Annotated in this window: 17 protein-coding genes; 8 read left to right on the top strand and 9 right to left on the bottom strand. The window is 42.1% G+C overall.

The window, feature by feature from the left end; translation table 11 throughout:
• Window positions 1–69: 69 nt before the first annotated feature.
• The 9 genes from FYJ53_RS16715 to FYJ53_RS16675 form a co-directional block, all read right to left on the bottom strand.
• Window positions 70–1,074, bottom strand: coding sequence for an ABC transporter substrate-binding protein (locus FYJ53_RS16715; protein WP_013381046.1), 1,005 nt, complete (start codon window positions 1,072–1,074; stop codon window positions 70–72).
• Between the two features lie 293 nt (window positions 1,075–1,367).
• Window positions 1,368–2,483, bottom strand: coding sequence for a 1-propanol dehydrogenase PduQ (locus FYJ53_RS16710; protein WP_195840264.1), 1,116 nt, complete (start codon window positions 2,481–2,483; stop codon window positions 1,368–1,370).
• Between the two features lie 159 nt (window positions 2,484–2,642).
• On the bottom strand, window positions 2,643–5,030 hold the full coding sequence (lon, locus tag FYJ53_RS16705) for an endopeptidase La (RefSeq protein WP_013381048.1): 2,388 nt from the start codon (window positions 5,028–5,030) through the stop codon (window positions 2,643–2,645).
• Window positions 5,031–5,065: 35 nt separating this feature from the next.
• The gene (locus FYJ53_RS16700; RefSeq protein WP_013381049.1) at window positions 5,066–5,485 is read right to left on the bottom strand and encodes a MarR family winged helix-turn-helix transcriptional regulator; all 420 of its coding nucleotides are present in this window, start codon (window positions 5,483–5,485) and stop codon (window positions 5,066–5,068) included.
• 119 nt (window positions 5,486–5,604) lie between these two features.
• The gene (locus tag FYJ53_RS16695; protein ID WP_013381050.1) at window positions 5,605–6,261 is read right to left on the bottom strand and encodes an HAD family phosphatase; all 657 of its coding nucleotides are present in this window, start codon (window positions 6,259–6,261) and stop codon (window positions 5,605–5,607) included.
• Between the two features lie 87 nt (window positions 6,262–6,348).
• Entirely contained in the window at window positions 6,349–7,005 is a 657-nt protein-coding gene (locus FYJ53_RS16690; protein WP_013381051.1) for a TetR/AcrR family transcriptional regulator, read from the bottom strand.
• A 714-nt stretch (window positions 7,006–7,719) separates the two neighbouring features.
• The gene (locus FYJ53_RS16685; protein ID WP_013381053.1) at window positions 7,720–8,334 is read right to left on the bottom strand and encodes an L-2-amino-thiazoline-4-carboxylic acid hydrolase; all 615 of its coding nucleotides are present in this window, start codon (window positions 8,332–8,334) and stop codon (window positions 7,720–7,722) included.
• A 57-nt stretch (window positions 8,335–8,391) separates the two neighbouring features.
• Window positions 8,392–8,820: a flavodoxin gene (locus tag FYJ53_RS16680; RefSeq protein WP_013381054.1), complete on the bottom strand. Its 429-nt coding sequence runs from the start codon at window positions 8,818–8,820 to the stop codon at window positions 8,392–8,394.
• Between the two features lie 24 nt (window positions 8,821–8,844).
• A complete protein-coding gene (locus FYJ53_RS16675) occupies window positions 8,845–9,408 on the bottom strand; it encodes a DUF3793 family protein (protein ID WP_013381055.1) in 564 nt (187 codons plus the stop codon).
• 295 nt (window positions 9,409–9,703) lie between these two features.
• Between FYJ53_RS16675 and FYJ53_RS16670 the strand changes: the two genes are divergently transcribed.
• From FYJ53_RS16670 to FYJ53_RS16635, 8 genes are all read left to right on the top strand, one after another.
• The gene (locus FYJ53_RS16670) at window positions 9,704–9,919 is read left to right on the top strand and encodes a FeoA family protein (RefSeq protein WP_038351731.1); all 216 of its coding nucleotides are present in this window, start codon (window positions 9,704–9,706) and stop codon (window positions 9,917–9,919) included.
• Window positions 9,920–9,931: 12 nt separating this feature from the next.
• The gene (locus tag FYJ53_RS16665) at window positions 9,932–10,153 is read left to right on the top strand and encodes a ferrous iron transport protein A (RefSeq protein ID WP_148429208.1); all 222 of its coding nucleotides are present in this window, start codon (window positions 9,932–9,934) and stop codon (window positions 10,151–10,153) included.
• Window positions 10,154–10,243: 90 nt separating this feature from the next.
• Window positions 10,244–10,486, top strand: coding sequence for a DUF6110 family protein (locus FYJ53_RS16660; protein WP_148429210.1), 243 nt, complete (start codon window positions 10,244–10,246; stop codon window positions 10,484–10,486).
• Between the two features lie 14 nt (window positions 10,487–10,500).
• Entirely contained in the window at window positions 10,501–12,591 is a 2,091-nt protein-coding gene (locus tag FYJ53_RS16655; RefSeq protein WP_013381059.1) for a heavy metal translocating P-type ATPase, read from the top strand.
• Between the two features lie 22 nt (window positions 12,592–12,613).
• Window positions 12,614–12,988, top strand: a complete 375-nt coding sequence (locus FYJ53_RS16650) for a YbaN family protein (RefSeq protein WP_013381060.1) — start codon at window positions 12,614–12,616, stop codon at window positions 12,986–12,988.
• Entirely contained in the window at window positions 12,981–14,765 is a 1,785-nt protein-coding gene (locus FYJ53_RS16645) for an ABC transporter ATP-binding protein/permease (RefSeq protein ID WP_148429212.1), read from the top strand. Before FYJ53_RS16650 ends, FYJ53_RS16645 begins: the two co-directional genes overlap by 8 nt.
• Complete coding sequence (locus FYJ53_RS16640) at window positions 14,716–16,368, top strand: amino acid ABC transporter ATP-binding/permease protein (RefSeq protein ID WP_148429214.1); 1,653 nt, start codon at window positions 14,716–14,718, stop codon at window positions 16,366–16,368. Before FYJ53_RS16645 ends, FYJ53_RS16640 begins: the two co-directional genes overlap by 50 nt.
• Window positions 16,368–16,667 (top strand): nitrous oxide-stimulated promoter family protein, encoded by a 300-nt coding sequence (locus FYJ53_RS16635; protein WP_013381063.1) that lies wholly within the window; start codon window positions 16,368–16,370, stop codon window positions 16,665–16,667. The genes FYJ53_RS16640 and FYJ53_RS16635 overlap by 1 nt, the downstream gene beginning before the upstream one ends.
• Window positions 16,668–16,709 lie beyond the last annotated feature (42 nt).

The following is a 16,709-nucleotide window of genomic DNA, read 5'->3' as shown; positions in this document are numbered from 1 at the left end:
GCTCCAAGCTCCCAAATACCAATCCAAAAAAGGATTGCCAGAAGTTTTAAAACTCCTGGCGGCATTTTTTTAATATGTGAGTCCGTAGAAATCTTCACCCGGTACCTTTCCTCCTACCGATTTTGGTTCAAAAGAAACCAGAACATCAAAGTATTTCTGCAGGTCTCCTTTGGCGTCAGACGGTGTAATAAAAACAATACTGCAATTTGGAATAGCTTTCTGAGCCATCTGCTGATTATCCATAATTTTTGCTTCCACAACATCATTGGCAGCGCGCTCATCAGCAACATTGACCGTTTCAACCGAGGTTTTATATGCCTCCATGAACTTTTTGACAATCGTTGGGTTCTTTTCAGCCCATTCCTTGTTTACTACTACACAGCCCATCTCCAGCTTTGTTCCGTCTGTAGCTTTCTCCCAGGCATCCGTCATGTCGACAGCCAACTTCAAGTTTTCATTCTTAGCAAGAGTCGCTGTGGCAAAAGGCTGCGGCAGCATGGCAATGGAGCCTTCTCCAGACGCAAGCTTCGCGGCCGCTTCACTGTGTTCCCCAAACCATTCAATGGTTACGTCAGTCCCTGGTGTCAGGCCATTTTTATCTAACAGATAGTTTAAGACATATTCCGGTGTAGAACCCTGCCCGGTAGCGTAAACCGTCTTTCCTCTGAGATCCGCCATGGAATTAATATTCTCACTTTTATCCGCTACTATTGATAAAGTTCCCAATGTGTTCACAGCACCCAAAATAACTTTACCCTCTGTTTTATTATACAGGGTGGCCGCCAGATTGGTTGGCACTGCCGCGATCTGATAATCACCATTGATGATTCCCGCTGTCACCTGGTCGGGGGCTGTGGCGATTGTCCATTCAGGCTCTACCTGCTCTCCCAGTTCAACACCTTCGGCGATCATTTCGGCCATGCCCATTCCTGTTGGGCCAGACAACGCAGCAATTTTAACTGTCTGTGGCTCTGGTTTTGGTTCTTCCTCTACCTGCTTCGTTGAGCAGCCAGCACTCATTAAAACTACTGCCAAAAGGCATCCGACAAACGCAAGCCATCTTTTTTTCTTCATTTCAAAACTCCTTTAAACGTTATTTCGAATGTATACCCATAAAAATCAAAAAACTTCCAGCCGGGGCAGGAAGTATGCAACCTAAAAGAAACCCATGCACAACATGCGTTTTTTGATTTCATCTTCCTTTCAAATCAGGCTGCTAAACCTTCTCTGTTAGGGTATTTCATCTTTTTTAGTATATCACAGCTCCAATATTCTGGCAAGGATTACATTTCCACTCTTTTCAGCGTTATTTTTACACAAAAAACAGCGAAAACAGAACTGCAAAGTCTGCTTTCGCTGTTTTAAACTTATTGAGATATATTATTAAGAATTTCCAGTACTTCATCAGCGGTTGGCATGAGAGGTGTTGTCTGAGTGCAGGTATCTACCAGAGCATTCTCTGCAAGCTGACGTTTTCCAGCTTCAAACTCATTTCTATCCATTCCCCATGCAATCAGAGAAGTAGGCATTTCCATTTTTTCCATAATATCCCGGATGTACACGATCAGCTTATCCACAGCAACTCTGGCCGTGTCTGTAAAAGGTGCGATACCCGTAACCTTAGCGAGCTGTGCGTAACGATTCAGACATCCCTCATCGCGGCTGTTAAAAGTAACCACATGCGGCAGTAAAATCGCATTGGCCAGTCCATGCGGAATATGAAACATACCGCCCAGGTTATGTGCAATGCCATGATTAATGCCCAGTCCCGCTTTATTGAAGGCCATACCTGCCATGGTTGACGCTACCTGCATCTGTTTACGGTGGTAAGTATTGTCTGGATCGTTATATGTGATCAGAAGCGACTGTGTAATAATCTGAACAGACTTTTCAGCGAAACAATCTGAAAAATTATCTCTTCCCTGGGCTACATAAGCTTCCAGAGCATGTGTTAATACGTCAATACCAGTATTGGCCACGATCGGCTTGGGGACGCTTCTTGTAAAATCCGGATTTAAAAGTGCCACAGCCGGCAGCATCATTGGATCTGCAAAAAGGTGCTTGACCTTTGCCTGTAAATCAGTGATAACCGTTGCGGCGGTTGCGTCTGACCCGGTACCGCTTGTGGTTGGAATCGCAATAAACTCAAAAACCTTCCCCGTTTGCCTGGCTGTAAAGAAAAGGATCGCTTTAGCGGCATCGATGGCTGATCCGCCGCCGAAGGCGACGATCACATCACAGCTGCTTGCCATGAGCCGCTTCATACCGGCTGCAACTTCTTCAAGTGGTGGGTCTGGCACCACATCTGTGAACAGTACAACTTTATTTGAATCGTCTATTTCTTTTAAAATCCGGGTTACAGACTGGTTTTCTGCCAGAAACTTATCGCAGACAATGAAGATTCCCTGATTCTTGTACTGATTAAAATATTCAAGGCAGTCAACGCCACTGATGACTTTTGTATTTAATTCAAAAACTTCCATATTACCCTCCTGGTATTTATCCATGGACATAAATCTTCCAAATAGAATATTAGTATTTTATCCTTTCAATTCACTTTTTAGAAGAAAAAATCCCGTCGACATCATATAAATTTTTATCATTAAAAAAGACCAAGGCCTGAGCATTGGTCTTTTTAATCTTTATAAAATCATTGAAGGGGTGTGGTCCTTATCTTCCGGTTTGTTTAATAAAACATCAAATTTCAGGTCGCATTCCGGCAAATCAACGCCAAGAGCCTCTTTAAGGACATCCTCAATCGTATCGACGAAAACAAAAGTCAGTTCATTTCGCACTTCTTCTGGAATATCCTCAACATCTTTCTGATTCTCTCTGGGAAGCAGCACTTTTTCAATGCCGCTGCGGTGAGCTGCGATAACCTTTTCTTTAATTCCTCCAACTGGCAGTACCTGGCCGCTCAGGGTAATCTCACCGGTCATAGACAGTTTGCTGTCTACCGGTTTTCCAAGAACTAAGGATGCCAGAGCAGTGGTTAAGGTTACACCCGCGCTTGGGCCATCCTTGGGTGTTGCACCGGAAGGCACGTGGATATGTGTATCGTAGGAGAAATAGTTAAACCCATTGCTTTCACCGCCGAGACGGGAACGAATCAAACTCATGGCAATGGTAGCACTTTCTTTCATGACATCGCCCAACTGGCCGGTTAAAGTCAGTTTTCCGTTTCCTGGCATAATAGTGGCCTCTGTAAAGAGGATTTCTCCGCCAACAGCAGTCCACGCCATACCGGTTACCACGCCAGGTTTATTGTTTTCACCCGCTTTTTCATGGCGACGTGTTTTATTGCCAAGAATTTCTCTTAGATTGTCTTTTGTAACTGCCAGCTCTTCACATTTTCCGGAAACGATACGTTCCGTTGCCACACGGGCAATTTTTGCCAATTGCTTGGTCAGTCCTCGGACACCCGCTTCTGCGGTATAGTCTTCAATGATCTGAAGCAGTGCTTCGTCGCTGATGGTCAGCTGACTTGCACTAAGACCATGGTCGTCCAATACCTTCGGAATCAGATGGTCCTTGGCAATATGCAGTTTCTCACGGTTTGTATAGCTGGAAAGTTCAATGATTTCAGCTCTGTCTAAAAGCGGTGCTGGAATGGTGCTCAGATCGTTGGCAGTCGCAATAAAGAAAACATCGGACAAATCATAGGGTACCTCCAGATAATGATCCGCAAAAGTATTATTTTGTTCTGGATCTAAAACTTCCAAAAGAGCCGCAGACGGGTCACCCTGGTTTGAAATACCCAGCTTATCAATTTCATCAAGGATGAAAACCGGATTCATGGTTCCCGCGTCATTGATTCCCTTGATAATGCGTCCAGGTAAGGCGCCAACATATGTGCGGCGATGGCCACGGATTTCAGATTCATCTCTGACGCCGCCAAGGCTGACACGTACGTACTCACGATCCAGCGCTTCAGCTATACTCTTTCCAAGGCTTGTTTTACCTGTTCCCGGAGGTCCGGCTAACAGCAGAATGGAGCCCTGTTTATCTTCTTTCAGCTTCATAACAGCTAAATGCTCAATGATACGTTTTTTCACATCATCGATACCATAATGGTGCGAGTCAAGCACATTTCTGGCTTTACCAATATCAATTTCCTTAATTTCACTGTGCCAAGGCAGCTCAAGCAATAAATCGAGATAATTCTGAATGACGTTAACCTCCGCACTTCCCTGGGCCGCAGCCTCCAGCTTTTTAAGCTCTTTCATCGCTACCTTGCGGACTTTTTCCGGCATATCGGATTCTTCGATGCGCTTTCTGTAATCTGCTTCCTCTTCCTCTTCAGTATCCATCTCGCCCAGCTCAGCGCGAATATTTTTCAGCTGCTCTCTGAGCATGGCTTCTCTGTAAGCTTTATCCTTCTGCTTGGAATACTTCTTGCTGATTTCAAGCTGCAGATGAACCGAATCCTTCTCGCGGATCACATAATCAATAAATTTAAGCGCCCGTTCTTTTTCTGAATCAATCTCCAAAAGCTCCTGCTTGCTGGAAATTGGAATCCCCATCATGGGAACAGTATAGCCGATTACCTCTTCAATCGAATGGAACCCTTCAAGCAGCTTGACAAAATAATCTGCTCCCTTAAAGTTACGTCCAATATCTCCCATGATACCTTTGATATAGTCAATCATTTCTGCCTGCTCGGTTTCATCCAAATCATGAATATCCTCGAGTTCATAATAATCGCCTACAAGTCCTTCACCATCGTTGGCAATATTGCTGACGCGCACCCTTCCTAATGTATTAATATCAATAATATATCCGTTGTCTGCACGTTGAATATTATCAAAGTTCAAAAGCACTCCAACAGAGTAAAAAGATTCACCCGTCAGGAGGTCGTATGCATGATAATCTTTTGTCGTTACGCCGACAGCCAAGGTGTCGTTGCGAACGATCAGTTTTTTTATATTTTGGCCAATCACTTCATTTACAAAAATACGGCTTGCCACACCAGGATAGATAACCGTCTCAGTAATTGGAATGATCGCTGTATGCTTCATTTCTAAATTCATAAATGTCCTCCTCAATTTTATTTAAATCCATAACGTCAATTCAGTTTATTCAACAGGGTTATGAGTGTATTAATTTCTGACTCATCCAGACAAGCTTCAATGCGTTCGATCAGCCGAAGCTGGGTCAGTTCCTCTGCCCGAGCAATGCGTTTTCCTTTGGGTGTCAGGTGGATGTAGCACACCCTTTTATCTTTATCTGATTTCTCTTTGTAAACACAATCCCAGGAAATAAACTTATTGATCACTTCCGTTATGGTTGGCTTAGAATTTGATGTAAAATCAGCCAGCTTGCTAAAGGTCATATTGTTGTTTTCATCAATGATCCGTAAATAATAAACCTGTTTACGGGTCAGTGCTTTGGCCTGGCATTCATGGCTGATGGTCTCGCTACACTGGCTTCCTAGTTCTAAAAGCTTCATGTATGCCTGATAGAGCTCATGTCTTTTACATGTCATTTTGTCCACCTTTTACCATAATTAATTAGTTAGCATTAACCTAACTTTACAAGCATAATTATAGCCCTATCCTAACCAAGTGTCAAGACAGGGCTACCTTGCCTAAAGTTTTAATTAAGTTAATCCATAATCGTTACGGTTTCAAAAAAGCGGTCAAAATGTGCGATTCGATAATCCGCCAGATGGACATCAACCTGACCTTCCGGAGCGCTGAGATACGCTGTACACTGCATACCGGCCCGCTTGGCTGCCAGAATCCCGCTGCCAGAATCTTCAATGACCATACATTTTTCAGGCGCTACATTCAATAATTCTGCAGCGCGCAAAAAAATATCCGGAGCCGGCTTACCCACAGCGACGTGATCTCCTGAAACCCTTACATCAAAAGCGTCCTCTAAATCAAACAATTCCAACACACGATTAATCGCAGGAACGGTTGAGGAAGAGGCGATTGCGATGCGGTACCCTTTATCCCTTAAGGTCTTCAGAAAAACATCTACACCCTCCATCATGGTTTTCTGATTTTCATCGCTGAATAAAAAGTCCAGATATAGATTATTTTCATATTCTGCCAGTTCCTCAGCGCTCTGTTCAAAACCAAATCGTTCTTTCAGCTCCCGCCACCAGTCAACTGTCACTCTGCCCATGCTTTTCACTGCGTCTTCTTCAGACATCTCCAAGCCCATTTCGGCGTACATATCCAACTCAATTTGTTTATAGTCTGGTTCAGAATCAATAATGACTCCATCCATATCAAAAATGACTGCCTCGATCATTTCATCTCCTCAAAAAAATATTTCCTATATAAATACTGCAAACCACTTCCGCAAGCTCATATCACTCCAAAGCATCTAACGCCGAGGTTAGATCAGAAAGCGAATTTCTGACAGTTGTCCGCTTTCAGAAAAACGAAAGGCCTGCTCAATAGTATTATCCAGCGTTTCTTTGTCAATGGCTAAAATACGAAACGTGTTGCGTACCAGATACTCCACAACCTTGTGTGCATCAAAAGGCAACTCTCTGTCGTAATAATCCATATATATTTCCTTTTGCGCGCCATAATTCGTAATGGCATATGCGTCCAGATCATCTTTCTCATATGATTTATTGAAAAAATCAAGACATGATCGATTGAATGTCTTAATTAAATACAAACGCTCTTTACGGCTGGCATCTTTTTCCAATATTTCATAATAAAACCGAGCATTTTTTGAGTCTTTAAGGATATCATCAAAAAAACAAATCAGCGTAAAACAGTATTTTGTAAACAGTGTTGCCTCCTGTCCCAAAGTCTCACTGATAGAGTTGTAAAGCCCCATGAAATATGTATTGTAAATCTCACCTACTAAATCTGTCTTTTTTTTGAAATAATAGGTCATCGTACCAAGCTTTACACCTGCTTCTTCTGCAATATCCTGGATTCCTGTATTGGTATAACCGCGTTCATAAAACAGCTTTTTTGCAGTATTCATTATATTTTCTCGGGTCTTTTTCCCTTTAGTTGTTAATTTTTCGGCCATACTTCACCCTGCTTTCTTTAAGTACTAATGGAGAATTTTATTTTCCAATACAGTAATTGTACCATTTGATTCTCATGATAACAACCAATATTCTCAGTAAAAATATCGTCTTTTTCGCTGTTTTTTTATATTTTCTTTTTCAATAATCGTTTTATTTATATTTTGATATATAATTCAATCACTACCATCTAAGCCTTGGTATTGCAAAAGAAAATTACATAAACAAAGTTACATCAATAACGAAAGAGTTTCATTTTGTAATAAAATAAAAATAATTTTTTATATTTTATACTTGACAGTTCTTTTTCTTTGTTGTATACTTAAGTCATAAGTTAGTTATGCTTAACTTAAGCAGCTAAACTGAACAACAACACACTCTCTGATTAATGCAGCCAATCAGATGAAGATTATCGAAGCACAGCGATAATCACTCACCGTAACATGTGAGAAGTATTCCTATTAAGACAAATCCTTTTAACAATCAACTTCGTTCAAATACCAATGAATTGTTTAATCCACTTTCAAAAGCTGCTGAAACTAACTTATTAATTTCTTCAAAAGTGTTTCGGGAAATGATACTCCTTCTTTTGGAGCCTGCCAAGGGCAGGCAGGCTCCTTTCCCAACACATCCAATTAACCTCTCTTGAATTGATGAATGCTATCATTCATTGTTCATTAAACAGCCTGCAGGCTTTACTGACAGGCTTTTTTTATTTAGACTTTATAAAAGCTCAGCTCGCAATAATCATCTCCCTGCCCTTTATAATAAGGACGACTAAATCCAACTTTATCTTCCATACCTTCAAAAGCAGTTTTTTCAAATTCACAAAATAAAGGAGCTAAAATGACGCAATCATTTGCTTTTAAAACATCAAAAAATAGACAGGCTTTAATATCAAAGCACAACTTGCTGCGTGTATTTTCAATCAATTCAATATCCCATTCTTTTTCAGAAAAATAATCGCTATAACCTTCCGCTACCTTTTTTCGATAGTTCGCAAAAAAGAACGGCGTTGACGACAGCCTCTCCAGCTCTCTAGACATTAAAACAGCATACCCTTTCATAAGCGCTTTTAATATTTCCTCGGTTTGCTGCCATGAAATTTTTATCTTAAGCAATGCCTGATATAACGCTATTGTGCGCAGCACAATCTCCCGCATCTGCGGCAGCTCGCCCTTTGTCTCTTCAGACGATTCTTTTGTCAGCAAAGCATCGTAGCTAAGCTCAAAAGACCTGTAGGCTTTACCTCCTCTTTCAGTTCCGAGCATTTCCAAAAGCAATAATCTGCATTTTTCAAGTAATTCCTGTTTATTGATTGCCGCTCTCATATTTTGTCCTTTCTAAGATGAATAACAAAAAGGCCGGATCTCTGCCGGCCTGTAAAACTAAAACTGCGCAAATCCTTTTCCAAAGTCAACGCACTCTTCCTCACCGTCACTATCGGGTGTTTCCTGAATAATCAGCCCTTCGTCATAAAGCACTGCCCCAGCTTCACGAACACGATCCTCCCAGTCTCTCATCCATTCACCGTCGCCCCAGCCGTAAGAGCCAAACAAAGCCACTTTTTTATCTTTTAAGTTGGCTTCAATATCCGTAAAGAACGGATCAAAATCGCCTTCTTCAAGCACTTCTGCCCCCATCGACGGACATCCGAAAACAATATGATCATAATCCGCGATTTTGTCTTTGCTAAAATCCGTTACAAAAAAAGTCTCTGAACTTTTCCCACCTTTTTCAATACCGTCCGCAATACGATTGGCCATTAATTCTGTATTTCCTGTGCCGCTCCAATAAATAACTGCAATTTTATCCATTTTTATTCTCCTTTAATGATTTTATCAACCAGCTTGCATTAATTGTCTGATTGAGGCTCCCCGATTAATATAGCTGCAAACTACATCTCGGCATTTTGTATATTTTTCAAATAATTTCAATTTATTTTCAACGTCCGAATATACCTTCCAACAACCACACACCTGGCAGTTTTTTCCCTTATTGAGGATAAACCCTTCAACATCTTCTATGGGATATCCCAGAAAAACACCAATTTCGTGTGGAAAATCTCCTGTTGCACTTACATTTTTTTTAAGGTTATCCAGCAGTTCATTAAAAGTCATATTTTCTTGATAACCATATTTTTCTAAAAAGTTTATTACTTTTGGTTCTTTAAGACTCTCTGTAAGCTTCTTTTTTTGATAAACCAGAACCAATACGCGACGTTCTGTTTCCCATAACGGTTCAAGGTATAAACCTTTATGATTCAAAAAGGCATTATACTCAGATAACAAATCTGAAATATCTGCAAACTGCTTCTTTGCGCAGCAGATGAGATTCGCTTCTTTTATTCCCATCAGGGTTGGGGCACAATGAAAACCCAGTAATTTATCAAAATCATTCAGCATCTGTCTTATTTCCCCTTTTATATGTTCAATGATTCCAGCGTTAACTTTGGAATTATTGTTAGTGCTAGCTAACTAACTGAAAACATCTTAGCACGCGTTTTTTATTCTGTCAATACCTTTTCATTAAATAGGAATGATTATAAATTAGTTAATATTACGCTATTTTTTCTCTCGAAATTGAATCAATCGCTAAATTCTTCTTGACAATATTATCACAAAAGGTTAAACTTTAAACAAGATATCAGATGCGGCTAACATTTTTATGAGCATCTAACTGAATTAGGAGGTATGAATGATGCCGTTAAGTATGGCCCGTATGGGAGAACCAGTAAGAATAATGAAAATTAATGGTAAAGATGAAACAAAACGTTTTTTAAATAGTTTGGGATTTGTTATTGGTGATAATGTCACTGTCGTTTCTCAACTAGGCGGCAACATGATCATCAATGTTAAAGATACACGAGTTGCCATTGATAAATCAATGGCAAATCGAATAATGATCAACGAATAAGGAGATATGAATATGAAAACTTTAAAAGCCACTCCATGTGGTCAAACAGTAAAAGTTGTAAAAATTGAAAACAAAGGGCCAATCAAACGTCGTATTATGGATATGGGAATTACCAAAGGTGTCGATATATTTGTCCGAAAAGTTGCTCCTTTAGGCGATCCGATAGAAGTAACTGTACGAGGCTACGAGCTGTCCCTTAGAAAATCAGATGCTGAAAATATTATTGTAGAATAAAATTATTTTTTGCGTTTTTGTTAGTTTATTCTAATCATGTATAGATGATAAAACAAACATTAAGTAACTTGATTGCTAAGGAGTATAATCATGAAAAATATTTTAGAAAATAACAAGTTGACTTTTTTTATCGGCGGTATTATGGCGGCAACGCTTGGTGTAAAAGCTTTAAAGAGTAAATGCGCCCATAAATTCTTTGTAAGTGCTTTAGCCTCTGGTATGAAATTGCAGGATGATGCTAAAGTGATGTATGAAAATATCAAGGAAGATGCTGTTGATCTCTGTTATGAAGCAAAACTCGAGTCAAAAAAAGCTGAATCTGCTGGAGAATAAGGAGTAGTCAGACTATGAAATACACCATCGTTCACGATATGCCTGGACGCATTCGTCTGCGTTGCGGGCGTAATGCTTTTTCTCTTGATGAAGGCTACAGTATAACTTCTGTTTTGATGGCACAAACCATAGTTACCGACGCAAAGGCTTCCAGTATCAACGGAAGCCTTTTAATTTTTTATATCGATGACTCCCGTTCTTTACTTTTAGACTTCATTGATACTTTAGTGCCTGCAGAACTTCCCGTCATACCGCCAGCCGAGAGAGACACCACTTCTGAAGTTGACGCAGGCTTTCAATATGCGCTTGCGTTTAGAATTGTCCGCCGATTACTTTTCCGGGGGCTTCTTCCCTCTCCTGTCCGTCATGTAATCACTTTATTCCGCGCTGTCCCCTATGTTGTGCGCGGAATAAAGAGCTTGCTTAATTTCCGTATTAATGTCGATGTTTTAGATGCATCCTCCATTGGCGTTTCTTTAGCACAGGGAGATTATGGAACCGCAAGCTCCATTATGTTTCTCCTGTCGCTTTCAGATTTACTGGAAGACTACACAAGAAAAAAAACAAAGCTTGCCCTGGCAGGAAGCTTGTCTGTCAATGTTGACACCGTATGGAAACAGGATAGTTATGGCAACTTTATAAGCACACCCATCAGCCAGCTTGAAGAGGATGATACTATTATTGTCCGTACCAGCGGCACAATCCCAGTAGATGGTACTATCTGTGAGGGTGAAGCCTACATTAACGAAGCCTGTATGACGGGCGAATCTCAGTCCGTTTTAAAAAAAGCGGAGGATTCAGTCTATGCAGGAACCGTCGTTGAAGACGGCAGCATTGTTATAAAGGTACGTGCTATTGGAAACGGGACTCGTATGAACAAAATCATCGAGCTTATTGACCAATCTGAAAACCTGAAAGCAGATGTACAGAGCCATGCCGAAAATTTAGCGGACTCCATTGTTCCCTTTAGCTTTCTGGCATCTGGTCTGGCGTTTTTACTCACCAGAAACGCGACAAAAGCGGCCTCTGTCCTGCTGGTTGACTACTCCTGCGCCATCAAACTTGCAACACCGATCTCCGTCATCTCAGCTATGCGTGAAGCTGCAAACCATAAAATCGTGGTAAAGGGTGGGAAATTTCTCGAATCTTATGCTCTGGCAGATACCATTGTTTTTGATAAAACCGGAACGCTCACCGTTGCCTCTCCAAGTGTCAATGAGGTTATTTCGTTTCCACCGTATAATAGGACAGAGGTTCTGAAAACCTCGGCCTGTCTTGAAGAGCATTTCCCTCACAGTGTTGCTCACGCCATTGTTCACAAAGCAGAACAGGAAAATCTAAAGCATCGTGAAGAACATGCCGAAGTAGAATATGTCGTTGCACATGGGATTCGTTCAAAGCTTCACGGCAAAAAGGCGCTTATTGGCAGCTACCATTTCATTGTAGAGGATGAAGGGATTCCCGTAACGCCAGAACAAAAATCCATCATCGAAGAAAAAGGTCATGGCAAATCGGCGATTTTCTTAGCTTTGGGTGACGCATTGGCCGGAATGATCTGTATTGATGACCCTCTCCGTCCAGAAGCTGCTGAAACCATACAAGCACTCCGCGAATCTGGCATAAAGAAAATTATCATGCTCACTGGCGACAGTGATGAAGCCGCGAGAGACGTCTCAGCCCAGCTTGGCATTACGGAATACCAGGCGCAAATTTTACCAGAAGACAAGGCATCAGTCATCGAGCGTCTGAAGGAAGATGGCCACCAGGTTATCATGGTGGGTGACGGCATTAATGATTCACCGGCTTTAGCCGCTGCAAATGTCTCTGTTTCCATGAAAGATTCCTCTGATATTGCCCGTGAGGTTGCTGATATTACGTTGCTCAGCACAGACCTCAGAGCGCTTGTTACTTTGCGGCACCTCAGCCTGTCTTTAATGGAACGCATCCAAAAAAATTTCCATGTCATCATTGGATTTAACAGCCTGCTGCTGGCAGGCGGGCTCATTGGATTTATTCCTCCTGCTACCTCTGCCTTTTTACACAATTTTTCTACAATGTTTATCAGCGCGGCCAGTATGCGGCCCTGCTTAAAACCACCTGTATGATCGATTATCTGAAAGGAGTTTTATGAAAACACTTTATCTTATTATTGGTTTTTTATTCTTCGGGCTTGGAGCCATCGGTGTTATCTTGCCGGTGCTCCCAACCACCCCTTTCCTTCTTGTCGCAAGCTATTGCTTCGCGCGGGGCAGCAAGCGGTTTAATGACTGGTTTTTGAGTACCAAAATTTATCAAAAACATCTGGACAGCTTCGTTAAGGAACGAGCCATGACACTGAAAACTAAGATTTCGCTTCTGTCCTTTGCATCCGCTATGCTGATCCTGGCCTTCTGTCTGGTCGATGTCATTTATGCGCGTATCCTCATCATTGCGGTAATGATTTTTAAATACTACTACTTCATCTGTAGGATTAAAACCATTCAGGAGGTACAGAATGATTGACAAACGCCTGACACATATGATGGGTAAGGCTAACCGCTATATTTTTTTAAATGTGTTCTTTAACTGGATCTGTCTTTTAGCAAACATGGCGATTGTTTTCACCATCGCCTGGCTTTTGCAGAATATTTTAACAGACGGTATTGAAAGCATTAAAATATCCGGCTATCTGGTAATCATCTGTGTGTCTTTGATTGTACGGTCTGCCGCTACTCTTATGGCTTCAAAAATGTCTTACGCAGCTTCCTCCGGTGTAAAAAAAACATTGCGTGAAAAAATATATGAAAAACTTCTTCGCCTGGGCATAAGCTACAATGAAAAAATTTCTACAGCCGAAGTAGTTCAGGTTTCTGTGGAGGGTGTTGAACAACTGGATATTTATTTTGGCAAATATCTTCCGCAGCTTTTTTATAGTCTTCTCGCACCGTTAACCCTGTTTGCAGTTCTCTCGTTTGTTAATTTAAAAACCGCACTGATCCTTTTGATCTGTGTGCCGCTTATCCCTGTTTCAATTGTAGCTGTACAAAAAATCGCCAAAAGGCTTCTATCAAAATATTGGAGTACCTATACAGAACTAGGAGACAGCTTCCTTGAAAATCTTCAGGGGTTGACGACCCTTAAAATTTATGAGGCGGATCATTATAAAAATGAAGAAATGAATGCTCAGTCCGAAAAATTCCGAAAAATAACCATGAAGGTCCTCACCATGCAATTAAACTCTGTAACTGTCATGGATATTATCGCCTACGGGGGCGCTGCCGTTGGGATTATTCTGGCGGTCACAGAATTTATGAAAGGAAATATTTCCTTTGGCGGTACCTTTGCACTGATTATGCTTTCAGCGGAATTCTTTATCCCATTGCGTCTGCTGGGCTCTTTTTTTCACATCGCAATGAATGGAATGGCCGCATCGGATAAAATTTTTCGTCTGCTTGACCTTGATGAGCCTGTCCACGCCGCGGGTAATATTGATCCAGAGGACGCGGATATTCATTTAAATCACATTGAGTTTTCTTATGATGTCGAGCGCCCTGTTCTGGAAGACGTCTCCCTAAGCATTCCAAAGGGAAAATTTGTATCCATCGTCGGAGAATCTGGCAGTGGAAAAAGTACCATCGCTTCGCTTATTATGGGTGCCCATCGCAGTTACCGCGGCGATATCAGTATTGGAAAGCAAAATTTAAAATCCCTGTCTGAAGCCAGCATTATGGAAAATATCACCCTCGTAAGTCACAACAGTATGATTTTCAAGGGAACTGTTCGTGACAATCTTTTAATGGCCCAGCCAAATGCCAGTGACGAAGCGCTGTACGCTGTACTCAAACGGGTTTGTCTCTATGATTTTCTTATAGAACAGCAAGGGCTTGATACACAGATACTGGAGAATGGTTCAAACCTTTCCGGAGGCCAGTGCCAGCGTCTTTCCCTCGCACGGGCACTTCTTCACGACTCTGAAATCTACATTTTCGATGAAGCAACTTCTAACATAGATGTGGAGAGCGAAGAACAGATCATGGACGTCATCGAGGATCTGTCACATACCAAAACGGTTGTGCTGATCTCCCATCGACTGGCCAATGTGCGTTCCACCGATCAAATTTATGTTTTGTATAAAGGGCGTATCATCGAATTCGGAACGCATACAGAGCTTTTGGAAAACAGCAGCTACTATGCAGATCTGTATTTTACCCAGACATCTCTTGAAAATTATGGAAAGGAGACTCCTGTCTATGCGCAGAAATCCCATCTCAATCATGATGCGGCTTATCGGGCTGGTTAAGCCGCTGATCCACATCATGCTGCTCACGATCCTTATGGGTGTTGCGGGCTATCTATGTGCAATTTTTATTACCATCCTGGGCAGCTATGGTATTCTTTCCATTCTGGATATCCAGAAAATAGATTTAAAGCTGCTTTTTATGGTCATCCTTATCCTGGGGCTTTTGCGCGGCGTGCTTCATTATATTGAACAGGCCAGCGGCCACTATATCGCGTTTAAGCTTCTTGCTATTATCCGTGACAAAGTTTTTAAAGCCCTTCGCAAGCTTGCTCCTGCAAAACTGGAAGGCAGGGATAAAGGCAATCTGATTGCTGTCATTACTGGCGATATCGAGCTTCTGGAAGTATTTTATGCGCACACCATCGCCCCCATTGCCATCGCTATTATCACCTCTTTAATCATGGTAATCTTCATTGGGCAGTTTCATCTGCTGCTCGGCCTTATTGCCGCCGTCGCCTATCTTTGTGTAGGGCTTCTCATTCCCGTAGCCGCCTCACGGCTGGGGGCAGATAAAGGAAGAAGCTATCGGAGACTTTTTGGCGAGCTCAACACCTATTTTCTGGACAGCCTGCGCGGTTTAAAGGAATGTATCCAATACCATTGCGGCCCCTCAAGGCTAAAAGAGATCACACGCCAGTCCGATGCTCTTGATATTCATCAAAAAGCCTTGAAAAATCAGGAAGGTTTATCGGCTGCTGTTACAAATACAGTTATCCTGTTTTTTGATCTCGCGATGCTTTTTTCCTCTATTATACTAATGCGTCAGGGGATTGTCGGCTTTGAAGGTATTTTAATTCCAACCGTTGCCTTATTCAGCTCCTTTGGTCCAACCGCAGCGCTCAGCAGCCTTTCAAACAATTTGCTTCAAACCTTTGCCGCCGGAGAGCGTGTGCTGGATATTCTAGACGAAAGTCCAGTTGTTAGTGAAGTGGAGAAGGGTATGGACATTACCTTTGACAGAGCCTCATGTAAAAACCTCTCTTTCGCCTATGACGACGAAATAATCCTCGACAATATTACCATGGAACTCCCCGCCTCAAAGGTTATTGGCATTCATGGAAAAAGTGGGTCTGGAAAGTCTACTTTTCTTAAACTGCTCATGCGCTTTTGGGACCGCCAGTCCGGCAGCCTTGAGCTTTCCAGTTATGATATCCGCTCTGTTAATACCCGCAGTCTCCGTGAAAATGAAAGCTATGTCACTCAAAGCACCTACCTTTTTAATGATACTATCGGAGCAAATATCCGTGTTGCCCGTTTAAACGCCAGTGACGAAGAGGTGGCCGAAGCCGCAAAAAAAGCCGCTATCCATGATTTTATCACTCGGCTTCCTAAAGGGTACGATACTCCCGTAGGCGAACTTGGCGAATCCCTGTCGGGCGGCGAACGACAACGTATTGGGCTGGCCAGGGCCTTTTTACACCAGGCACCCTTTATTCTTCTCGATGAGCCTACCAGTAATCTGGACAGCCTGAATGAAGGGATTATTTTGAAATCCATCCGGGAGCATGCAGCTAACCATACCGTTGTGTTGGTTTCTCACCGGCGTTCCACCATGGGTATCACCGACCTGGATTATTCCATAGAAAACGGGAGGCTCTCCTAATGGCATGTGTAAAATCTGAACAGCATATTATTGAAAAAATGATCCGCCTCTACTGCTTAAAAAAGCACCGCCAAAAAAACCTGTGTCCCGATTGCCAGGCACTTCTGGATTATGCTCTGGGCCGCCTGGAGCGATGTCCTTTTCAGGATTCAAAATCATTCTGCAGCCATTGTCCGGTCCACTGCTACAAACCGGAAATGCGAAAACGCGTGCAGGAGGTAATGCGTTTTTCAGGCCCCCGGATGCTTTTTCATCATCCTGTTTTGGTGGTTAAGCATATGATTGAAAGCAATCGCTGATGACAAACGGCCTTCTTTGAGGTAAAATAACCTCAAAGGAGG

The organism is Eubacterium sp. BL-380-WT-2B (assembly GCF_009696115.1).
Classification (GTDB): Bacteria; Bacillota; Clostridia; order Eubacteriales; family Eubacteriaceae; genus Eubacterium; species Eubacterium callanderi.
Note: the sequence above shows the minus strand (reverse complement) of the source record. Positions and strands in the feature narration are given on the sequence as shown.